A 22327-nucleotide genomic window follows, 5' to 3' on the forward strand; every position below is an offset into this window, starting at 1 on the left:
ATGGCTTTCAATATGGACCCGAAGAAGTGCCCCATGCCCACGCAGGACCCCAATGTGCGCAACAAGAACTTTAAGGAAGTTGCACTTGGCTACACCGAAGAAATGGCCGTGAACGAAGCAAAGCGCTGCGTGCACTGCAAGAACAAACCCTGCCAGACCGGCTGCCCTGTGGGCATCGATATCCCCGAGTTCATCGGCCATGTGGCCGAGGGCGACTTTGAAGCCGCTTATCAGGTGATCAACCGCTCCTCTTCCCTGCCCGCTGTCTGCGGCCGTGTATGCCCGCAGGAGAGCCAGTGCGAGGGCAAGTGCACCCGCGGCATCAAGAACGAGCCGGTGGGCATCGGCCGCCTGGAGCGCTTTGTTGCCGACTGGCACCGTGAGAATGTGCACACCGCCCCCATCGTGCCCGAATGGAACGGCCACAAGGTGGCCATCATCGGCGCAGGCCCTGCCGGCCTGACCGCCGCAGGCGATCTGGCAAAGCTTGGCTACAAGGTCACCGTTTACGAGGCCCTGCATGTGGCCGGCGGCGTGCTGATGTACGGCATCCCCGAGTTCCGTCTGCCCAAGGCCATCGTGCAGCAGGAGATCGACGGCCTGAAGAAGATGGGCGTTGATTTTGAGTGCAATATGGTCATTGGCAAGGTGCTCACCATCGACGAGCTGATGGGCGAGTACGGCTACGAGGCCGTGTTCGTAGGCTCCGGTGCCGGTCTGCCCCGCTTCATGGGCATCCCCGGCGAGAGTCTGAAGGGCGTCTACTCCGCCAACGAGTTCCTGACTCGTTCCAACCTGATGAAGGCTTATCTGCCCACCAGCAAGACCCCCATCCGCACCGGCAAGAAGGTCGCCGTTGTGGGCGGCGGCAACGTGGCTATGGACGCTGCCCGCAGCGCCCTGCGTCTGGGTGCCGAGACCGTGTACATCGTCTACCGCCGCGGCATGGCTGAGCTGCCCGCCCGTAAGGAAGAGGTGGAGCACGCCGAGGAAGAGGGCATCATCTTCAAGACCCTGTGCAACCCTGTGGAGATCCACGCCAACGACGAGGGCTTTGTCAAGTCCATCACCTGCATTGAGATGGAGCTGGGCGAGCCGGATGCTTCCGGCCGCCGCCGCCCCATTGAGAAGAAGGGCAGCGAGTTCGAGCTGGATGTGGACACGGTCATCATGAGTCTGGGCACCAGCCCCAACCCGCTGATCCGCTCCACCACCCCGGGTCTGGAAACCAACAAGCACGGCTGCATCGTTACCGACGGCGACGACGGCAAAACCAGCCGCGATGGTGTGTACGCCGGCGGCGATGCCGTGACCGGCGCAGCCACCGTCATCAAGGCCATGGGCGCAGGCAAGGCTGCTGCAAAGGCCATTGACGAGTACATCCAGAGCAAGTAATCCCCTGTGAAGGTGGGCACCGCCCACTGAATACCGGATATGAAAAATCCCCTGTGCCAGCGCACAGGGGATTTTTTGCATCTTATTCTGCGGTCTCCGTTGTGAGCGCCGGGTAGCCCGTCCGCACGCACCGCACAGCGCACCGGGCGCTGCCGCCGGTGGTGCAGGTAAAGAGGGTCAGATCCCATTCATCGGATTCTTCCGTCTTTTCGGTCATTTCCTCAATTTGCGTGGGCTGCAGGTTTTCCACATAGGAGACCTCGTAGGTCCAGCGCATACCGTCCATATCCGTAAAATAGACCTGCGCGCCCTCGGTCAACCACTTGATGGGGCTGAAATGCTTTGCATAGTTGTGGGCGCAGACCACCATGTTATCCGCATAGGTGGAACCGGAGTAACGGCCCGGTGCGATTTTCAGGCCCGCATAGCTCCACTGGCTCATCACCGGCAGTTCCAGCCCGATGGACGGAATGGACAGATAGCCGATGTAATCCCAGCCGTTCAGTTCGGTCACGGTCATTTCCTGCGTGGGGTCCAGCTCCGGCTGCAGCGCCACGGTATCCGATTTTGCTTTTTCCTCAATGGCAGCGTTCAGGGTCTGCTCCAGCTCGCCCAGCACCTCCTGCGAGGCCTTGTCTGCACGGGATGCATCCCACTTGTTATAGGCCAGCAGGGTTGCTGCTGCAAGGATCAGCAGCGCGCCCAGCACCATACACGCTCTTCCGATTTTCTGTCGCATAGCAATGTTTCCTTCTTGTTCCGCAGTAGGTTTCATCCCTTTCAGTATATGCGCAATTGGTATGTTTGTCCAGTAAAAACTTACCGCACTGCCCGGTCCGGCACAAGGCGGCACACAAATCGCACCATCAGCGGGGTCAGCGGCAGCCACACCAGCGTGCACACCACATTGAACAAGGTGTGCGCATTAGCGATCTGCCGGGCGATCACGGCAAGCTCCGGCCCTTTGGGCGAAAGTGCAGCCGTCAGCCGCACATACAACGGCAGACCGGCGCAGAACACCGCCGCGCCGGTCAGATTGAACACTGCATGGGCCGCAGCCACCCGCTTTGCGTCCCGGTTTGCGCTCAAGGATGCCAGCACTGCCGTGATGGTGGTGCCGATGTTATCGCCCAGCAGTACCGGCAGCGCACCCGCAAGACCCAACAGACTGCTGCCGTCCAGCCCGGGGCGGGCTGCAAAGTTCTGCAGCAGGGCAATGGTAGCCGAGCTGCTCTGCACTGTCAGGGTCATGCCAAGCCCCGCCAGCAGTCCCAGCCATGGGTGCTGCCGCACCCGACCCAGCCAGTGCACAAACACCGGGCCTTGCGCCAGCGGTTCCATGGCAGTGCCCATATCAGCAATGCCCTCGAACAGCAGGCCAAAGGCGAACACCGCCCGGCCAATAGCCCGGCCCTTCCGCCCTGCACAGGCAAAGCAGAGCAGCAGCCCGGCCAGCAGCACAAGGCCGCGCACATCTTCCAGCCGGAAAGCCAGCAGCTGTGCGGTAACGGTGGTTCCGATGTTGCAGCCAAAGATCACCGGGACCGCCTGCCGCAGGGTCAGCAGCCCCGCACTTACAAAGCCCAGCACCATCACCGTGACTGCCGAGCTGCTTTGCAGCACCGCCGTGACCGCAGCCCCCGCCAGCACGCCCCGCACCGGGCTGCCGGTCACAGCGGCCAGCAGGCTTTTCAGGCGGCTGCCTGCCGCTGTTTCCAGACTGTGGCTGAGCGCATCCATGCCGTATAAAAACAGTGCCAAGCCGCCAAAAAGTGTAAAAATTCTTGTCAGGTTCTGTTCCACTGCCGCCGCCCCTCCCGCAGAAACGTTTCTTATTCTATTTATGCAGCTGCCGGGCGGTTCAGGCTTTCTGTCGCCCTCCCCTTTTTGTGAACTTTTTTAAAATTATCCTAAACTGCCCTTGCATTCTGGGTGCCGGAGGAATATTATTGTCAGGCGTTAATAGTTAACAGCTGTTAAGCATTTTGCAATGAGGAGGGATAGAATGTTGAACGAGACCGAAGCCGCCGCGAGCTTTCACGGTCTGTGCCATTTTTTGGGGCGGCTGAGCAAGGCATCCCGGGCCGGCATGAAGGCGGCTCTGCGGGGCTGTCCCAAGTGCCACTTTCCCATGCTGGAGGGTCTGGCTCACACGATCAGTACCCGCGGGCAGAACGGAGCGGTGTATGTTTCCGATTTTGCCCGGGAGGCACACCAGCCGCTGCCGGCCATCAGCCGCAGCCTGCGCCAGCTGGAACAGGACGGCCTTGTTCTGCGCGAAGCGGACCCGGCTGACCGGCGCAAAACGCTGGTGCGCATCACGCCGGAGGGCTACGCCGCCTGTGCCCGGTGTGAGGATGCCCTCAGCGATTATTTTGCCTGCGTGATGGCCCGGCTGACACCGGAGCAGGTGCAGCAGATGAATACTTTGCGCGGCGCACTGATGGATGCCATTCTTGCGGAAAACGCTTCCCGTGAAGCAAAAAACAACGAAGGGAGAACCGAACTATGACGAAAATTTTCAAGCAGCTGGCCCGGCACTGGGCCGTCTGTCTTGTGGTGTTCGCGCTGCTGTTCGTGCAGGCGTACTGCGATCTTTCGCTGCCGGACTACACCAGCAGGATCGTGGACACCGGCATCCAGCAGGGCGGCATTGAAAGCCCCCTGCCGGAAACGATACGCCAGAGCACGCTGGACGCCCTCACGCTTTTGATGAGCGAAGAGGACGCCGATGCGCTCCAGAACGCCTACGGGTATTATCTTCAGGACGACGGCGTGCTGAAGCTGCGCACCGACCTGACCGATGACGAGCGCAACGCGCTGGAGGATGCCGTCACCACGCCGGACATCGTGCTGTATATGGCCGCCGCGCAGGCAGCGAACGCCCCCGCCGGGCAGGACACCATGGGCATGACCGGCCTTGCTGACATGCAGGCGGCATCCTCTGAGAGCACCACCACGGATAGCGAGACCGTCACCCCCACTGCCGAAGATCTGGACACCGTATGCGCCCAGTTTGCCGCTATGAGCCAGATGCCCGGCTTCACCCGCGAAGCTGTCCAGCAGCAGCTGACCGGTGCTTTTGCCAGTCTGGATGATACCCTGATGGAGAACCTCAAAAGCCAGTCCATGCTGCTGGTGCAGCTGGAATACGAGGCACAGGGCATTGCCCACGATGTGCAGATGCGCTACCTTTACCGCGTAGGCGGCCAGATGCTGGGCCTGACTTTGCTGATGGTGGCTGTGTCCATTGCGGTGGGCTTCCTCGCCTCCCGTGTGTCCGCCGCCATTGGCCGCGACCTGCGCCGTGAGACCTTTGCCAGCGTCATCGGGTTCTCCAATTCAGAGATTGAGAATTTTTCCACCGCATCTCTCATCACCCGCACCACCAACGACATCCAGCAGGTGCAGTTCGTCTGCGTCATGCTGCTGCGCATGGTGGCCTATGCGCCCATTCTGGGCATTGGCGGCGTGCTGCATGTGCTGAACAGCAGCACCGGCCTTTCCTGGATCATCGTGCTGGATGTGGCCGTTCTGCTGTTGCTCATCTTCTTCCTGATGAGTGTGGCCATGCCCAAGTTCAAGATCATGCAGAAGCTGGTGGACCGGTTGAACCTCGTCAGCCGCGAGATTCTGACCGGCATCATGCCGGTGCGCGCCTTCAGCCGTGAAAAGTTTGAGGAGGAGCGCTTCGACAAGGCCAACAAAGACCTGATGAGCACCCAGCTGTTCACCAACCGTGCCATGGTTGCCATGATGCCCTTTATGACCCTCATCATGAACGGCACCAGCCTGCTGATCGTCTGGTTCGGCGGCAAGGCCATGGACAACGGCACCATGCAGGTGGGCGAGATGATCGCATTCATCACCTACACCATGCAGATCGTCATGTCCTTCCTGATGCTGGCCATGGTGGCCGTCATGCTGCCCCGCGCCGGTGTGGCTGCGGAGCGCATCGACGAGGTGATCCGCACCAAGGCCACCATCAACGACCCGGACGAAGCTGCTGCAAAGCCCACGCAGGAGCACGAAAACTGGCAGGGTGAGGTAGAGTTCCACGATGTGAGCTTCCGCTTCCCAGGTGCGGACAGCGATGCGCTGGAGCACATCAGCTTTACCGCAAAGCCCGGCGAGACCACCGCCATCATCGGCTCCACCGGCTGTGGCAAATCCACCCTGCTCAACCTCATCCCCCGCTTTTATGATGTCACCGGCGGCAGCGTGACCGTGGATGGCATCGATGTGCGCAATATGCCGCAGGCACAGCTGCACGACCTGCTGGGCTATGTGCCCCAGAAGGGCGTGCTGTTCAGCGGCACCATCGACTCGAACCTGAAGTTCGGCGGGGAGCACATCACCGATGCCGATGTGAAAAAGGCTGCTGCCATTGCGCAGGCCACCGAGTTCATCGACGCAAAGCCCGAGGGCTACCAAAGCCCCATTGCACAGGGCGGCTCCAATGTGTCCGGCGGCCAGAAGCAGCGCCTTTCCATTGCACGTGCCATTGCCAAGGACCCCAAAATTTATCTGTTCGACGACAGCTTTTCCGCCCTCGACTTTAAGACCGATGTTGCCCTGCGCCGTGCACTGAAAGCCCAGACCGATAACGCTACCGTTATCATTGTGGCACAGCGCATCTCCACTGTGCTACACGCAAACCAGATCCTGGTGCTGGACGAAGGCCGTCTGGTGGGTAAGGGCACCCATGCCCAGCTGATGGCTTCCTGCCCGGAGTATCAGGAGATCGCCCGCAGCCAGCTGAGCCAGAAGGAGCTGGACCTCGAATCTCTGAATACCGAAAAGGAGGGTGAGTGATATGCCAAGACCCGGACGCATGACGACCGAACGCGCCAAGGACTTCAAGGGCACCCTGCTGCAGCTTGTGCGCACCCTTGGCCGCTACCGCCTTTCGCTCGTTACCGCCATTGTATTTGCCATTCTTTCTACCATCTTCAACATTGCAGGCCCCAAGGTGCTGGCAAAGGCCACCACGGCTCTTGCCACCGGCTGGATCGCCAAGCTGCGCGGCACCGGCAGCATCGACTTTGTGTATATCGGCCGAATCCTGCTGTTTTTGCTGGGCATGTACCTGCTGAGCAGTGCCTTCAGCTTTATTCAGGGCTGGCTCATGACCGGCCTTTCCCAGAAAGTCTGCTACGACTTCCGCAAGCAGATCAGCAAAAAGATCAACCGCCTGCCCCTTGCCTACTTTGAAAAGCGCACCGTGGGCGAGGTGCTGTCCCGCATCACCAACGATGTGGACACGCTGGGCCAGAGCCTGAACCAGAGCATCACCCAGCTCATCACCAGTGTGACCACCATGATCGGCGTGCTGGTCATGATGCTGTCCATCAGCCCGAAGATGACCCTGATCGCCCTGCTGATCCTGCCGGTCTCGCTGGTGCTGGTGCTCATCGTGGTCAAGTTCAGCCAGAAATACTTCAAGGCACAGCAGGCCATTCTGGGCGTTGTGAACGGTCAGGTGGAAGAAGTCTACTCCGGCCACAACGTGGTCAAAGCCTTCAACCGTGAGGCCGTGGTGCTGAACGACTTCAACGCCGCCAACGATAAGCTGTACGAATCCGCATGGAAGAGCCAGTTTCTCTCCGGCCTGATGATGCCCATTATGAACTTTGTAGGCAATCTGGGCTACGTGGCAGTGGCCATCGTGGGCAGCATTTTTGCGGCAAACGGCACCATTACCATCGGTGACATTCAGGCCTTCATCCAGTACGTCAAGAACTTCACCCAGCCCATCCAGCAGCTTTCTCAGGTGTCCAACATGCTGCAGAGCATGGCCGCTGCCGCTGAGCGGGTGTTCGAGTTTCTGAACGAGCCGGAGGAGGATCAGCAGGCAGACCCGGCCCGCCGGGCCGACCCCGGCTGCATCAACGGTCAGGTGACATTCCGTCATGTCCGCTTCGGCTACACCCCGGACAAGACCGTTATCCACAATTTCAGCTGTGAGGTCAAGCCCGGCCAGAAGGTGGCTATCGTCGGCCCTACCGGCGCGGGCAAAACTACCATGGTCAAGCTGCTCATGCGCTTCTATGATGTGGATTCCGGTTCCATCACCCTGAATGGCCACGATGTGCGTGACTTTGACCGCAGCGCTCTGCGCGAGGGCTTCGGCATGGTGCTGCAGGACACATGGCTGTTCAAGGGCACCATCATGGAGAACATCCGCTATGGCCGTCTGGATGCTACCGACGAAGAAGTGATCGCCGCCGCCAAGGCTGCCAACGCCGACCACTTCATCCGCACCCTGCCCGGCGGCTACCAGATGGAGCTGAACGAGGACGCTTCCAACGTGAGTCAGGGCCAGAAGCAGCTGCTCACCATCGCCCGCACCATTCTGGCAGATAACCGCATCCTGATTTTGGACGAGGCCACCAGCAGCGTGGATACCCGTACCGAGCAGCGCATCCAGACCGCCATGGACCGCCTGATGGAGGGCCGCACCAGCTTTGTGATCGCACACCGTCTTTCCACCATCCGGGATGCCGACCTCATCCTTGTGATGCGTGACGGCGACATTGTGGAGCAGGGCACCCACGACCAGCTGATCGAGGCAGGCGGCTTCTACGCCGACCTGTACAACAGCCAGTTCGAGGACGTGGTGGAGTAAAGAACTTTTCCCTTTTTGAATGATTCCCTTATCAACACCGCCCGGCAGTTCTCCGAACTGAGAACCGCCGGGCGGTGTTTCTTTTTTATTCCTGAATCGCTTCCAGCTTCAGGCCGAACAGCTTTTCCGAGAGGGACGGCAGCAGCTGCTGTAACGCGCGGGCATAGGCCATTACCACCGGATCTTCGCGTTTTTTCCCCAGCACGATGCCAAAGCGGTGTCCCCTGTCCCAGTCCAGCACCCGCACAAAGCTGAGGTCGGGTCTGCGATAGTAGACCGCCGGGACCATCTTGAGCGCCGGGTCCCCATAAGGCGCACTGCGGATGCCGCCCACCGGCGTAAACTCCACCCCGCGTTCCATCCCCTCCTGCAGCAGACTTGTCTCGTAGACAGTCTGGTACATCTCCTTGATGGGCAGCCAGCGGTATTGCAGCGCCTGCTCCAAGGTCAGCCTGCCCACCGGCATATCGGCAGGCGGGTGGATGGGGATGCAAAGCTCCGGCACATAGAACAGCGGCACAAAGGTAAGCCCCTGCGCGTAGAACTCTGCGCTTTCCAGCTGAAAGGAAAGATCCGCGTCCCCTTTTTTCAGACTGCGCCAGACCTCGCTGCGACTGGCGCACTGCATCATAATAGACGTGTATTGCAGACACAGCTCGTTCGTCAGAGAAAACAGGTCGTACCCGAACATCCGCATGGCCTCATGGCTCCATGCAATGACCAGATGCCGTTCCGGCGGATTTTCCTGTTGCTGTACCGCACGGGCATGGCGCACTGCCTCCTGATACAGGGCCGTCAACTGCTTTGCCTTGGGGTAAAAGTCCCGGCCTGCCGGGGTAAGGATCACCCGACGCGGCACATGCTGAAACAGTTCAAATTGCAGCTGTCCTTCCAATGTGCGGATCTGCTGCGAAAGCGCCGACTGCGAAAGATACAGCGCCTCTGCCGCTGCCGAAAAGCTGTCCATCTCTACGATCTTCACAAATCCTTCCAGTGCACTCTGGTTCATCTGTGCGTCCTCACTTTCTCACATTAGGGTTTGCTAAATTATAATATAACAAATTTGAATTGTAAAGTGTGCCGCTCTACGATACAATTGTTAAAGATTCAGCAAAGTGGTTTTTACCTTGCTGCGTGATGAGAAGAAAACAAGAAGAGAAAAGAGAAAGAGAGCGTACCTATGAATAAGATTTCCCGCAAGGGCTTTCTGAAGATCGCTGCTGCCGCCGCCATGAGCGGTGTCACTGCCGGCGCACTGGCTGCCTGCAATTCCGCCTCCAGCTCCACTGCCTCCGGTGCTGCCGGTCAGTACATCCCCGGCACCTACGAGGGCACCGCCGAGGGCATCTCCTCCACCGTCAAGGTCACCATGACCTTCTCCGACAGCGCTGTCACCGATGTGGTGGTGGACACCTCCGGCGAGACCGCTTCCTTCGGCGCTGCCGCTGCCGATGAGCTGCGTGAGCAGCTGCTTTCTGCCGGTTCTGCCGAGATTGACGGCGTTTCCGGCTCTACCATCACCTCCGATGCTGTGATGAAAGCTGCCAAGAGCTGCTACGCACAGGCAAAGGGTGAGGCTGTGGTGTCCAGCGTGCAGCTGCCCACAGGCGACGCAAACGACTGGCTGGGCAAAGAGCCTGAGATCGATGAGGCTGCCATCACCGAGACCGTAGACACCGACATTCTCATTGTGGGTGCAGGCAACGGCGGTATGTTTGCTGCCGCCTATGCTGCCAAGAATGGCTTGAACTTCCGTGTCATTGAGCAGAATGCCAACGTACAGGACACCCGCCACTGGGTGGGTGCTGTGGACGGCTTTGGTGCACAGGAGCAGGGCATCCAGATGGACCGCGCCAAGCTGCTGAGCGAGATCTCCCGCTACGCCTCCGGCAAGTGCGACCAGCGCGTTGTCAAGACCTGGATCAACGAGTCCGCCGAGATGATCGGTTTTGTACGCGAGATCATGACCGAGAAGTACGGTGTGAACATGATCTACACCTATGGTGACGAGGCCAAGTGGCCCGCAGAGAACGCCGAGCATAACACCGATTTCATGTACCCTGAGATCGAGTACACCTACGACCGCAGCAGCGGTGTTGCCCGCAACGAGCTGCTGCTGCAGTACATTCAGGAGCTGGGCTACGATGTAGACTTCAAGACCAGCCTTGCCAAGCTGGAAAAGAACAGCGAGGGCCGCATTACCGGCATCATCGCCCAGAGCACCGAAGATGACCACTTTATCCGCTACAACGCCAACAAGGGCGTGCTGCTGGCCTGCGGCGGTTTCCCCGGCAACCCCTACATGATGGAGCAGCTGGACCCGCTGGGCACCAGCGTGACCACCGCCTGCTCCTACTCCCCCGCCGACAAGGGCTACGGCATCCGCGCTGCTGTGTGGGCCGGTGCCAATCTGGACAAGGAAGCCGCTCCCATGCTGTTTGACCGCGGCGTTGTTGCCCCCGGCGTGGATGGCGGCTATGTGGACAGCGACACCGCCTTTGGCGGCAAGGCCTTCCCCGGCAAGATCCGCCAGTACAACCCCGGTACCCAGCCCTTCCTGAAGGTGAACCGCAACGGCGAACGCTTTGCCAACGAGAGCTGCCCCTACAACGATATCGTCTACGCTGCTGCCCACCAGCCGGGCCGCGTCTACGCACAGATCTGCGATGCCAACATTCTGGAGGACGCAAAACGTTTCCACACCATCGGCTGCTCTGCCCAGACCCGCAACGGCGGCGAGAAGTACATTCAGGGTAAGATGGACGAGGCTATTGAGGCCGGAGCATTGTTCAAGTGCGATACGCTGGACGAGCTGGCTGACAAGATGGGCTTTACCGGTGCTGCCAAGGACACCTTCCTTGCTACCGTGGAACGTTACAATGAGCTGTACGATAAGCAGAACGATGAGGATTTCGGCAAGCCCGCTTACCGCCTGAGTGCCATCCGCACTGCGCCCTTCTATGGCTGCTGGCTGGGTGCCTCTCTGCTGACCACCGAGCAGGGCATTGCCATCAACGAAAAGGGTCAGGCGCTGGACAACAACAACCAGCCCATGGAGGGCCTGTATATCACCGGTGATATGTCCGGCAGCTTCTTTGCCAACAACTACCCCTGCCTGATGGCCGGTGTAGCCATGGGCCGCACCCTGACCTTCGCCATGAAGGCCGTCAAGCAGATGGCGGGTCTGGATAACGCCTGATCCAGCGCGGTTTTCCGGCACAACTTAAGCGTTTTTCCATTTCTTCTTTCTTCATGAAGAGAGGCGGTCCCTGTTTGGGGCCGCCTCTCTTTGCTATTTTTTCGCCACGTGCCCCCTACACAAATCCCCACGATTGTGATATGATAAAGCTGAACAGCCGGTTTGTGCCAGACAACCGGCAAAATCGAGGTGTTTGTACAAATGTCTGATCTCCTTGAAACTCTGCAGAAGGAAGGGGTAGACCCCGCTCTGCTGGAAGCAGTCCAGCAGTACCGCGCTGCCCATGCCCTGCCGGACGCACTGCAACCACGCATTCCCTCCCCTGCCTTTACTTATTATGGAAAGGATGTGTGGGAGCAGGCGCTGGCGGCGCTGCTCTGCGGCGAAAATCTGCTGCTGGCAGGCGGAAAAGCCACCGGCAAAAACGTGCTGGCCGAGAACCTTGCCGCCGCCTTTGGCCGTCCTGCGTGGGACATCTCCTTCCATGTGAACATGGATGCAGCATCCCTCATCGGTATGGACACTTTTGCGGACGGTCAGGTGGTGTTCCGGCCCGGCCCGGTATACCGCTGCGCCCAGTGCGGCGGCTTTGGTGTGCTGGATGAGATCAACATGGCCAAAAACGAAGCGCTGGCCGTGCTGCACGCGGTGCTGGACTTCCGCCGCGCCATCGATGTGCCCGGCTACGACCGCATCCCGCTGGCGGAGGAGACCCGCTTTATTGCCACCATGAACTACGGTTATGCCGGCACCCGTGAGCTGAACGAGGCCCTCACCTCCCGTTTCGTGGTCATCCAGATGCCCACCATTACGCAGGACGATCTGGAAAAGCTGCTGCGTACGCAGTTCCCCGATCTTGCTTCCAAGTATGTGCGCCAGTTTGCACTGTTGTTCCTTGACCTGCAGAAAAAGTGCGACAGTGCGGAAATTTCCACCAAGGCGCTGGATCTGCGCGGTATGCTGGATGCCCTGCGGCTGATCCGGCGCGGCATCCCGGCAGGCGCGGCACTGGATATGGGCATCACCAACAAGGCCTTTGACTCCTACGAGCAGGGCCTGATCCGTGATGTGATCGCAGCGCGCATTCCGGCCAAGCTGGATGCCGCCAAGCTCTTTGGCTGATGGATGCCCAGAGTTACACCGCGCAGGAGCGGCGTGCGGCCAATCAGGTCTGGGCTGCTGCAGGAGCCTATGGCTTTGAGCCGCTGTTTCTGGCCCGCTATACCGACGGCACCACCGATTTTTACATGAACACGGTCGTGGGCCTCATCCACAAATATTACGGTGATGCGCTGATTCGCAGCGTCTTTGACGCATGGGACGGTGATCTGCGGCAGACCATGCTGGACGACATGACATGGCTGTATCTGGAAAATGCAGCCTATCGGCTGGAGCTGCCCCGCCGCCCGGTTCTGGAAGCGCTGCGCCATGCCCATGCAGATTACTTTTTTGCGATTCAATACAAGCTCTCCCGTCAGGAGTGGATGGCAAAAAATCAGCTGGTGTACACCATGCAGGCTGCACGCTGGCGGCGTGTGCTGGGCCGTGCCGACCCGGTGATGACCCCTTACGAGTCCGGCCTTGCCGCCGCGCTGGCCCCGGAGCATGTGCCGGAGCCGGAACAGCTGAAAGCCGAAATTTTATCGATCTACGCAAAATTCAACCTGTTCGACGGCACTGTGCACCAGCGAGCAGCTTTGCATCTGCATCTGGACGGCCTGCTGGCAAAGCTTGCCACCAAAGCCATGCCCACCCAGATGATCAAGACGGACCGCGTGACCGTGGAACACTCAAGCTCCGTGGATGCTGTGGGCGGCGGGCTGGCGGTGGACAAGCGCCGGGCCCACATCACCCTGAAGCAGAATGCCGCGCAGGACAAGGCCTACATCGAAAGCTGCTTCGGCCGCTCTCTCTACCCGCCGGAACGGCTGCGCAAGGCTGAGCAGGAGCTTTGCGTGGGCGACCATCTGGGGTGCCATTTGTGGTTCAGTGCCGGTGTGCCCAGCCCGGAGCAGGCTCCCACACCGGAAGCAAAGCATCTGGCCGAACAGGCTGAGCTGCAGGCCGACCGCAACCGCGCTTATTACGCCAAAAATCGGGAACTGCACCGCAGTGTGGTGCTGCGGCTCACCGAGCAGATCCGCAACTGCATCCTTGTGCACCAGCAGCCCAACGCCCGTGTTGCCCGCAGTGGCAACCTGAACGCCTGGCGCATCTGGCGCGCACCACTTTTGAACGATGACCGGGTATTTTTATGCGCCGAGGAGGAAAACCAGCCCTCTTTTACGGTAGACCTTTTATTGGACGCATCCGCTTCCCGCCTGCACTGTCAGGAAGTGATCGCAGCTCAAGGGTCCATTTTGGCCCAGAGCCTTGCAGCCTGCGGTATCCCGGTGCGGGTGTCCAGCTTCAGCAGCCTGCGGGGCTACACCGTACTGCGGGTGCTCAAAGGCTTTGCAGACAAAAAACTGCAGAACATCAACCGATATTTTGCTTCCGGCTGGAACCGTGACGGCCTTGCTCTGCGGGCCGCAGGCGACCTTTTGCAATATGCGCCCGGCCCTGCACCGCGGCACCTGCTCATCGTGCTGACGGATGCTTCGCCCAATGACAGCCGCCGCATCCCGCCCAGTGCAGAAAACCCGCTGGGCTGCGGTTACGAGGACGCTGCCGGTGTGGCTGACACTGCCGCGCAGGTGCGTGCGCTGCAGCGCATGGGCATCCGGGTGTCGGCTGTGTTCATGGGTGAGGACAGCTCTGCCGGTGCCGCTGCACAGATCTACGGCAAAAACATGGCCCGTATCCGCGGCATGGACCAACTGGCTCGCGCGGCCGGGCGGCTGATCCAAAACGAGATCCGTGAACTGGGCGATTGAACCATATTTTACCAGAACAGCCCACAGATGGGAGGCTTCGGCCTTGCCGTCTGTGGGCTGTTTTTGATGCATAACACAACTGATCCACTCTTGCAACAACCATGTTTCGGGTCACTGTTGCAGGATGCGCAGAAATATTTTGTTTTTCTGCAAACTTATAGTTGTTTTTTGTTGCAAAGTATGCTATACTATGTTCAGTCAATAAAACATTCCTGCGTAAGCCGCCTGCTGTGCACCGGGTCGTTTGGCGCAGTGCCCATCCGTTATACAACGAACTGCTGTGTTATAGTTTCAGGAGGGAACCGATCATGGATGCCAACCGTTATTTTGATGCCATGCACAACGCTATGTTAGCTCAGCACCCCGGTGCGCAGCTGCTTTTAACGGTAAAGCTGCAGGACACCTGCGGCAACGATGCCTGCCTGGAGCTGAAGCAGCTGCCCGGTGAGAGCACTTCCATTCTGTGCTACTCCACCATGGGTCGCCGCTGCCTGAACTTCCAGCTGTTCCGCAAGGGCTGGCAGCTGTGCCACAACGCCGATGGCCAGCTGGTGGGCCGCTTTCCTTCCAGCGCCGACGGCCTGATCGACGAGACCGATTTCCGCGCCTACTGCCGTGAGGACAGGCTGGATATGCCCCGCACCCAACGCATCACTGCCGAGCTTCGTCAGTGCGCCGGTATCAATTATCAGGGCAGCATCCCGCAGAACGCCCGCACCGGTGCCGTTATTACCGTGGAGAGTTTTGTAGGGGCCGGTGCCCGCTGGACTTACTGGAGCCAGGATGTTCTGCCCAGCCTGCCGCTGGGTGCCATCCTCTACTGGCTGGCGGATCATCTGGCCGGTGCCGAACGCCGCACCCTGCAGGCCGACCCGCAGGCAGCCCGCCTTGCCGCCCAGTGGCTGGCCGGTGATACAGCCGTGTTCTTTCATCCGTCGGTGCCGATGACCGCCATGAATACGGTCTCTTCCGGCTCTGCACCCGCACGCCGCCGCACCACTGTGCCCGCTGCCCGCAACAAGAGCTGGCAAAGCATCATGGCCGTGATGGCAGGCATGTGAACGAAAAAGCAAGGAAAGACCGATCGTCTCTCCTTGCTTTTTCAGTATTATTCGAGGTACGGGTCCAGCAGGGCATCCACCGTTTTGTTCCGCTTGGGGTTCGGCTTTTTGATCACATGGCCGCGGCAGACCACCAGTTCCAGATGCTGCAGCGCACGCAGGTCTTCCAGCGGGTTGTGCTTTGTCACAATAAAATCTGCGCTCTTGCCCGGCTCAATGGAACCGGTCACGTCTCCTACTCCGGCCAGCTGAGCATTGCGCAGGGTGGCCGTGTAGAGGGCGAACTGGTTGCTTACACCGCAGTATTTGTGGAAGTAGCACAGCTCCCGCCAGAAATCATACTGGGTGATGTAGGGGCAGCCCACATCATTGCCTAATCCCACCGGGATGCCGTTGGCAAGGGCGGTCTTTGCGCTTTCCACCACGCCGTCAAACACGATCTTGCCGTTATACTGGTCCTTTTCCGATGCGCCGGAAACCGCCGTATCAAACAGTGCGTAGGGCAGCGCCGGGGAGATGGTGGTGCACACAAAGGCTCCCCGCTCCTTGTAAAGCCGGATGGTCTCATCATCCATCTTTGCTCCGTGCTCAATGGAATCCACGCCGTTTTCCAGCGCCACCTTTACGCCTTCTGGCGACTCGGTGTGTGCCGCCACGGTATAGCCCAGCTTGTGGGCCTCGTCGCAGACGGCTTTGACCATTTCCGGTTTCATCTTCAGCTCACCGGGGGTTCCCTTTTCGGTGGCATCCAGCACGCCGCCGGTGATCATCAGCTTGACAAGATCCACCTTCTGTCCGCTGGCCTTTTTGAGCTGAGCCAGTGCTTCGGTATTGTTATGGGCCGCAACTGCCACCGAGCCTGCCATATGTCCCCCGGGCACCGAAATTCCCTCGTTGGCAGCAAGGATGCGCGGTGCCAGCAGCTTGCCAGCTGCAGCATCATCACGGCAACGGGTGTCAAAATCTGCAATGCCGCCCACGGTGCGGATGGTAGTCACGCCACCCAGCAGTTCCAGCTTCGCGTAGCTGCATACCAGCCTGTAGGCCACCGCACGGGTCAGGCCATTGCTCAGAATTTTGCGCACCAGCGCAGCATTGTCCCGCGGCTTTGCGCTGGGCTTGCCGTTGCCTGCCAGATGCACATGCAGGTTGATCAGGCCCGGGCACAGATAGCCTCCGTGCAGATCGATCACCTCACAACCGTCCAGATCCACGCCCTCATCGACAATGGCAATGATCTTATCATCCTCGGTCAGCAGGATCTTGTGCTCTACCGGCTGCATCTGCTCGGTGCCATCCAGCAGGATCCCGTTCGTATAGGCACGCTTCATTGGGAACATCCTCTCTTTTTCAAGTTTTTTCGGACAGGAGTTGTTTTGTTCCAGTATAGCACGTTCCGGCAGATGGTGCAATGCAAAAACGGGCAGGAAAGGTTCAGCACTCTCCTGCCCGCTCGATGTTATTTATTTACTGTGCGGCTGCGCTGGAAGCTGCTTCGGAAGCAGCAGCCTCAGAAGATGCGGCTTCCGAAGAAGCAGCTTCGCTGGATGCGGCATCTGCGCCGCCGGTCACACCGCCCTCAACGACCAGCTCATCCTCATAGTCAAGGCCGTAGGTATCCACCAGAGTCTCCTCATAGTCCTTGTGGAAGAAGTTTTCTTCGCCCAGAGCCTTGATTTCCTCGTTCAGCCAATCCAGAACGGTGGTGTTGCCCTGGCTCACAGCGGGAGCAATGGTGTCCTGACTGCCCAGAGAGGGAATGCCGACCGTGTAGCCGGTGTTCTGCTTTGCAAATGCAATGACCTCGGTGTTATCGTTGGCCCATGCCACGCCGTTGCCGTTCTCCAGTGCATTCTTGGCCGTTGCATAGGAATCGTACTTCTGCAGCGGAATGTCGGGGTACTCCTTGGTCAGGTAGGTCTCGGCGGTGGTGCCGGAAATGACGATCATCTGGTCGTCAGCGTTCCAGTTGTCCAGAGTGGTGACAACGTTGCTGTCCGGAGAAATGACACCCAGAGCCACGTTCATATAAGGCAGCGCAAAGTCCACTTCCTCTGCGCGCTCCGGGGTCACGGTGAAGTTTGCCAGGATCACATCCACCTTGCCGGTCTGCAGATACTCGATACGGTTGGCAGCCTCGGTAGAAACAAAGTTGATCTCTACGCCCAGATCCTCGCCCAGACGGCGGGCAAAGTAGACATCATAGCCCTGATACTCGCCGTTCTCATCCACGTAGCCGAACGGGTTCTTGTCGGAGAAGACACCGATGTTGATGGTGCCGGACTCCTTGATCTGATCCAGCGTGCGGTAGACCACGCTGCTGCCGGATGCTGCGCTGCCAGATGCTGCAGTTGCGGTGGAAGCAGAAGAAGAGCCGCCGCATGCGGTCAGAACGGCAGCAGCGGATGCTGCGCCCAGACCCAGCAGGAAGGAACGACGAGAAATTTTAGACCGTTTCATAATGGATTCTCCTTTACAAAATCTTTCCCATTGGCTGCGGAACCCCCGCAGTCTTTATCTTGATCTGTGACTCATTTCACAGCATCAAACGTGAAGGTGCGCAGGAAGCGCTGCGCGCGCTCGGTCTTGGGCCGGTCAAAGAACTCGGCCGGTGCAGCTTCTTCCACGATCTTGCCGCCATCCAGAAAGATGACGCGGTTGGCAATGGCGCGGGCAAACTGCATTTCGTGGGTGACGATGATCATGGTCTTGCCCTGCTTGGCAAGGTCCAGCATAACGTCCAGCACCTCGCGCACCATTTCCGGATCAAGGGCAGCGGTCACTTCATCAAACAGAAGGATCTCCGGGTGCATACACAGTGCGCGCACGATGGCAACGCGCTGCTTCTGTCCGCCGGAAAGCTCACGCGGGTAGCTGTTTTTCTTGGCAAGCAGTCCCACGCGGTCCAGCAGAGCTTCGGCCTCCTGCTGCACTTCCGCTTTGGGGCGCTTCTGCACCTTGGTGGGTGCCAGAAGCACATTGTCCAGCACCGTCATGTGCGGGAACAGCTCGTAGCTCTGGAACACCATGCCGATGCGCTGGCGCAGCTGGGTCAGATTTTTACCGCCGTAGGCAACGGTCTCATTGCCCAGCCGCACCCGGCCGCTCTGGGTGGGCTCCAGGCCGTTCAGGCAGCGCAGCAGCGTGCTTTTGCCGCAGCCCGAAGGGCCGACTACCACGATGACCTCACCGGGCTTGACAGCAAAGCTGATATCATCCAGCACGGGGGTCTCGCCATAGGCCTTGATCAGATGTTCAACAGTCAAAATAGGTTCTGCCATGTACGGTCACTTCCATTTCTTTTCGAGATAGGATGCCAGCAGACTGATAGGCCAGCATACGAAGAAATATAACACGAAAACCGTGAGATAAATGCCAAACGCTGCGTTGGGGCTGGCGGTGCGGTTGGCCTCGATGATCTGCTGTGCTACCTTGATCACTTCCACGACACCGATCATCAGCACAAGGCTGGTGGTCTTGATCATGCGGGTAATCAGGTTGATGGACAGCGGGATCAGGCGGCGCACCGTCTGCGGAATGATGATGTACCAATAAGTCTGCGCCCGGCTCATGCCAAGGGCCTCGGCACTCTCATACTGGTGCTTCGGAATGGCGATCAGCGCACCGCGCACAAGGTCGCTCATTTCTGCGGTGCCCCACAGCACAAACACGATGATGGATGCCATCTCGCCGGAAAGGTTCCACCCAAAGGCACGGGTGGTGCCGAAGTAAACGAGGAACAGCAGCACCATCTGCGGCATGATGCGGACGAACTCCAGATAAAGCCGCAGAACCGCCTTGATAACGGGGTTGCGGGAGGTCATGAGCACGCCCAGCAGGATGCCCAGCGGCAGGCTGATGATCACCGAGACGGCACTGATCTTGAGTGCAACGCCAAGGCCGCCCAGCAGGCGGGCCATGTTTTTGCCCTTGAACAGGACATCAAGACCCAAATCCAGCATAGCGCAGCCTCCTTTCGATCAGGCTGCCCACAATGGACACCGGCAGCAGAATGATAAGGTAGAACACCACCAGCAGGAACAGACATTCGATGGTCTTGGAATACATGCCGATGAGATCCTTGGCCGTGAACATCAGGTCCATCAGGCTGATGGCGCTGAACACGCTGGTCTCCTTGAGCAGGAAGATCACATTTGCCATGAAAGCCGGCATACTGGTGGACATGGCCTGCGGCAGAATGATGTAGCGCATGGTCTGCCAGCGATCCATGCCAAGGCTGTAGGCGCTTTCCGTCTGAATTGGCTCAATGGCTTCCAGACCGCTGCGGAACGCTTCGGCCATGTAGCTGCCGCCCAGAAACGCCAGACCGGCAATGCCGCAGATCTCGGCATTGGTGCGGATTCCCACCTTGGGCAGGCCATAATAAATGAAGAACAGCTGCACCAGCAGCGGTGTGTTGCGGGACAGCTGGATGTAGACACCCACGATCTGCCGCAGAACGGGCACCTTGTCATACTGGATCACTGCGCAGGCAAGGCCAATGATGATGGCAAAAATGATGCCTGCAACGCCCAGCCGCACGGTAAGTACAGCGGCTTTCTGGTAGAGCGGCAAATATTGCTGGATCGCATTCCAGTCCATTGCCGGATTCCTCCCTTGTATCCTGATTTGCGGGTCAAAACAAAACGCCCGGAAGCTCCCTTTTCAAGTAAGCTCCCAGGCGATCAGCGACAGATCCTTCTGCGTGTTCCCACACAGAATATGCAGATATGCTCACACGGCATACCATACTGCAGGGCGGCCGGTCCGGGAAGCGTTTGCGGTACAACAACACATTGCGCAACAACACATCATAGCCGTTTCCTCCCTGAATGATCTCAATTTTCGGATTTGCTCGACCCGATGCACGTAGTTTACACCCCATTACCCATTATGTCAATATGATTATGGGGCTTCTTTCGATTCTTTGCTCATTCAGCCTAAAAACATATCATTCCATGTGCAATTTTTATTCATTTTTCAACTTGACCGTATGCGTCGTGCGGACAGCAAAAAGCCCTCCCGTCGGGGGAGGGCCGGGCCGGATTCAGTTTTTCCTGACCGCGATCAGCACGCGGATCTTGCTGCCTGCTGCGCGGCCGTCATTATCAAACCAGCCAATGAGGGTGTAGTCCTCGCCGTTCACCTGCGAAAGGGTGGTGGGATAGTAGGTACCCTTATACCACAGATACACCTGCATATCGTCGGCAGTCTCGTACTTCTTGCCGCCGCTCATCACCGAGGCCGCGCCCACCTTGTCGATCACGGCAGGCATCAGCTGCCGCATGGACTTGACCTTGCCGGAAGTGCTGATGCCCACAGCAATGCCGCCCGCCAGCACCGGGTACTTGGTGCTGGTCTTGTAGGTCGTCTGCTTGCCGTTCACGTAGCACACGTAATCTGCACCGCTTCCCAGATAGTTGAGCACAGTGCTCAGACCGCCGCTGGTGTTAGCTGCGCCCAACTTGAGCAGATAGCTTGCCAGCTTGTCGGTGCTGCCGGTCACGCTTTCCCACACACTGCTGCCGATGCTTCCGTCCACAAGGCCCCACAAAAGGTCGCCGGTGCTGGGCAGCACGATCTCGGCCACATCGCCTGCGATGGAAGCTGCATCGGTGCTGGAAGAGGTGCTTGTGGTGGTACCGGTCGTCGTGCCGGTGGATGTGGTGCTGCTGGAAGAGGTGACATTATTGATGAGGTTTTTCACGTCGTCCAGCACGCCGTAAGTCCACAGATCACCCGTGACATCGTTCAGGATCAGGCGATCGATCTGACCGTTCTCATTGGTGGTATAGTAGCGCACATCGGCATCCGAAAGTGTTACCCCCGATAGGCGGCTGGGACTTACCGTCCCAGCCACACCCTCCGAAGTCGTATCCAGAATTTCCACGCCGTCCGCAAGGGCTGTTTCGCCCAGAGCGGTACCGTCTGCATTGATCGTACCGGAAGTGCCCTTTTTACCAATGGCATCCACCTGCTCGCCGTCGGCGTTCACGGTGATTTTCACCATCCAGCCGGCCGGGTAGTTCAGGTCCTTGGCCACGCTCACTGTGCGGGTGATGCCGTCGGTGCACTTCACTTCCACCTTCTGCTGCACGTCCGCGCCGTTTTCTTCCACAAGGCTGCGGGTGGCCGTTTGCACTACGCCGTAGAACACTTCGTCTGCGGCATCACCGGTCAGCACGGCAACGGCTTCGTTGTTCATGCCCAGCAGCAGGGTGACTACCTGACCCACGCCGCCGCCGTTCAGGCTGGACAGCTGGGCTGCTGCCGAGGAGCTTGCAATGGTGTAGCTGGTGCCAGCCACGGTAACAGATGTGGGTGCGCTGGCGCTGGGCGACACCGCCGTGATGCGGCCTGCCGCCTTGCGGGTGTAGACCCACACGGTCTTTGCGCTGGCATTATAATAGTACACATCATAAGCGGACAGCTGGGCGTTGGTGCTCACGCTGTCGTTGCAGTAAACGGCCTCCGGCTCAAAGGGCAGGCTTTCGCCTTCCGATGCCACAAAGGGGCCTTCCAGATTGCTGAGCAGGATGGAAGAAACATCCACCTGACCATTTGTCACCGTAAAGCCAAGGGTGGTACCGTACACACTGCCGCTGGCCGTGTTTGCGGTGAGGGCGTTGTACAGCAGGATGGCTCCGTCTTCCATGGTCATGGCCTGACCCTGGGTGCGGCTCAGATTTGCACGCAGTCCGATGGCGTTTGCCTTGTTCAGCTGTGCTGCGGGGAAGCCGCCGGTCAGGGTCGTCATATCATAGCCCAGCAGGGTCAGAGCGGCGGTGCAGGCTTCTTCCAGCGTCACGGTCTGATCCGGGCGGAAGGAGCCATCGGTATAGCCGCTCATCCAGCCCTGCTGCACTGCAATGCGGATATAGGGCGCATAAGCGCTGCTGCCGTTCACATCAGTATACAGAGTGCCGATGCTGCCCTGCGTATTGGCGTTATCGTGGTAGGCAGAAAAGGCCACCAGCAGCTTTGCCAGCTGCCCACGGGTGAGCGGCGTGCTCAGCCCGGCAGCTTCCTCGGTGGAGAAAGCGCCCAGCGTTACCGCCGTCTGCACCGCCGTGTTGGAGCCAGCTGCCGATGCGGGCAGCACCAGCATGGACACGCCGATGCACACCGACAGCAGCAGTGCGAGGAATCGTTTTTTCATAGTTGCCTC

General features: G+C 59.1%; 17 protein-coding genes. 8 read left to right on the forward strand and 9 right to left on the reverse strand.

All coding sequences use genetic code 11. The features are described 5' to 3' along the window. Entirely contained in the window at nucleotides 1–1395 is a 1395-nt protein-coding gene (gltA, locus tag DXA66_RS00440) for an NADPH-dependent glutamate synthase (protein ID WP_118526077.1), read from the forward strand. A gap of 82 nt (nucleotides 1396–1477) precedes the next feature. On the opposite strand, the gene DXA66_RS00445 is transcribed toward gltA, so the two are convergent. Next, nucleotides 1478–2134: a sortase gene (locus DXA66_RS00445; protein WP_118526079.1), complete on the reverse strand. Its 657-nt coding sequence runs from the start codon at nucleotides 2132–2134 to the stop codon at nucleotides 1478–1480. A gap of 80 nt (nucleotides 2135–2214) precedes the next feature. After that, complete coding sequence (locus tag DXA66_RS00450; RefSeq protein ID WP_118526081.1) at nucleotides 2215–3198, reverse strand: Na/Pi cotransporter family protein; 984 nt, start codon at nucleotides 3196–3198, stop codon at nucleotides 2215–2217. Between the two features lie 202 nt (nucleotides 3199–3400). On the opposite strand from DXA66_RS00450, the gene DXA66_RS00455 reads away from it, so the two are divergent. Genes DXA66_RS00455 through DXA66_RS00465 form a run of 3 tightly spaced genes read left to right on the forward strand, consistent with a single transcriptional unit; the run spans nucleotide 3401 to nucleotide 8023 of the window. Further along, the gene (locus DXA66_RS00455) at nucleotides 3401–3907 is read left to right on the forward strand and encodes a MarR family winged helix-turn-helix transcriptional regulator (RefSeq protein WP_242959263.1); all 507 of its coding nucleotides are present in this window, start codon (nucleotides 3401–3403) and stop codon (nucleotides 3905–3907) included. Next, nucleotides 3904–6210, forward strand: a complete 2307-nt coding sequence (locus tag DXA66_RS00460) for an ABC transporter ATP-binding protein (protein ID WP_118526085.1) — start codon at nucleotides 3904–3906, stop codon at nucleotides 6208–6210. The genes DXA66_RS00455 and DXA66_RS00460 overlap by 4 nt, the downstream gene beginning before the upstream one ends. Nucleotide 6211: 1 nt before the next feature. Beyond that, nucleotides 6212–8023, forward strand: coding sequence for an ABC transporter ATP-binding protein (locus DXA66_RS00465; protein ID WP_118526087.1), 1812 nt, complete (start codon nucleotides 6212–6214; stop codon nucleotides 8021–8023). An 85-nt stretch (nucleotides 8024–8108) separates the two neighbouring features. On the opposite strand, the gene DXA66_RS00470 is transcribed toward DXA66_RS00465, so the two are convergent. Continuing rightward, nucleotides 8109–9032, reverse strand: coding sequence for a LysR family transcriptional regulator (locus DXA66_RS00470; protein WP_118526089.1), 924 nt, complete (start codon nucleotides 9030–9032; stop codon nucleotides 8109–8111). A gap of 171 nt (nucleotides 9033–9203) precedes the next feature. Between DXA66_RS00470 and DXA66_RS00475 the strand changes: the two genes are divergently transcribed. From DXA66_RS00475 to DXA66_RS00490, 4 genes are all read left to right on the forward strand, one after another. After that, a complete protein-coding gene (locus tag DXA66_RS00475) occupies nucleotides 9204–11222 on the forward strand; it encodes an FAD-binding protein (protein ID WP_118526091.1) in 2019 nt (672 codons plus the stop codon). 201 nt (nucleotides 11223–11423) lie between these two features. Beyond that, nucleotides 11424–12344, forward strand: a complete 921-nt coding sequence (locus tag DXA66_RS00480; RefSeq protein ID WP_118526093.1) for an AAA family ATPase — start codon at nucleotides 11424–11426, stop codon at nucleotides 12342–12344. Further along, nucleotides 12344–14098: a hypothetical protein gene (locus DXA66_RS00485; RefSeq protein WP_118526095.1), complete on the forward strand. Its 1755-nt coding sequence runs from the start codon at nucleotides 12344–12346 to the stop codon at nucleotides 14096–14098. The genes DXA66_RS00480 and DXA66_RS00485 overlap by 1 nt, the downstream gene beginning before the upstream one ends. A 308-nt stretch (nucleotides 14099–14406) precedes the next feature. Then, complete coding sequence (locus DXA66_RS00490; RefSeq protein ID WP_118526097.1) at nucleotides 14407–15159, forward strand: hypothetical protein; 753 nt, start codon at nucleotides 14407–14409, stop codon at nucleotides 15157–15159. A 47-nt stretch (nucleotides 15160–15206) separates the two neighbouring features. Here the strand turns inward: DXA66_RS00490 and DXA66_RS00495 are convergent, their stop codons facing one another. From DXA66_RS00495 to DXA66_RS00520, 6 genes are all read right to left on the reverse strand, one after another. Further along, nucleotides 15207–16490 carry an amidohydrolase family protein gene (locus DXA66_RS00495; RefSeq protein WP_118526099.1) on the reverse strand — a complete coding sequence of 428 codons (1284 nt, stop codon included), beginning with the start codon at nucleotides 16488–16490 and terminating at the stop codon, nucleotides 15207–15209. Between the two features lie 136 nt (nucleotides 16491–16626). Then, the gene (locus DXA66_RS00500; protein ID WP_118526101.1) at nucleotides 16627–17619 is read right to left on the reverse strand and encodes a transporter substrate-binding domain-containing protein; all 993 of its coding nucleotides are present in this window, start codon (nucleotides 17617–17619) and stop codon (nucleotides 16627–16629) included. A gap of 71 nt (nucleotides 17620–17690) precedes the next feature. Then, on the reverse strand, nucleotides 17691–18440 hold the full coding sequence (locus tag DXA66_RS00505) for an amino acid ABC transporter ATP-binding protein (RefSeq protein ID WP_005945732.1): 750 nt from the start codon (nucleotides 18438–18440) through the stop codon (nucleotides 17691–17693). A gap of 6 nt (nucleotides 18441–18446) precedes the next feature. Beyond that, complete coding sequence (locus DXA66_RS00510; RefSeq protein WP_118526103.1) at nucleotides 18447–19121, reverse strand: amino acid ABC transporter permease; 675 nt, start codon at nucleotides 19119–19121, stop codon at nucleotides 18447–18449. Further along, nucleotides 19102–19761, reverse strand: coding sequence for an amino acid ABC transporter permease (locus DXA66_RS00515; protein ID WP_118526105.1), 660 nt, complete (start codon nucleotides 19759–19761; stop codon nucleotides 19102–19104). Before DXA66_RS00515 ends, DXA66_RS00510 begins: the two co-directional genes overlap by 20 nt. Nucleotides 19762–20206: 445 nt before the next feature. Beyond that, nucleotides 20207–22318, reverse strand: coding sequence for an S-layer homology domain-containing protein (locus tag DXA66_RS00520; protein WP_118526107.1), 2112 nt, complete (start codon nucleotides 22316–22318; stop codon nucleotides 20207–20209). Nucleotides 22319–22327: the final 9 nt, after the last annotated feature.

The sequence above is a fragment of the Faecalibacterium sp. OF03-6AC genome (assembly GCF_003478175.1).
Classification (GTDB): domain Bacteria; phylum Bacillota; class Clostridia; order Oscillospirales; family Ruminococcaceae; genus Faecalibacterium; species Faecalibacterium taiwanense.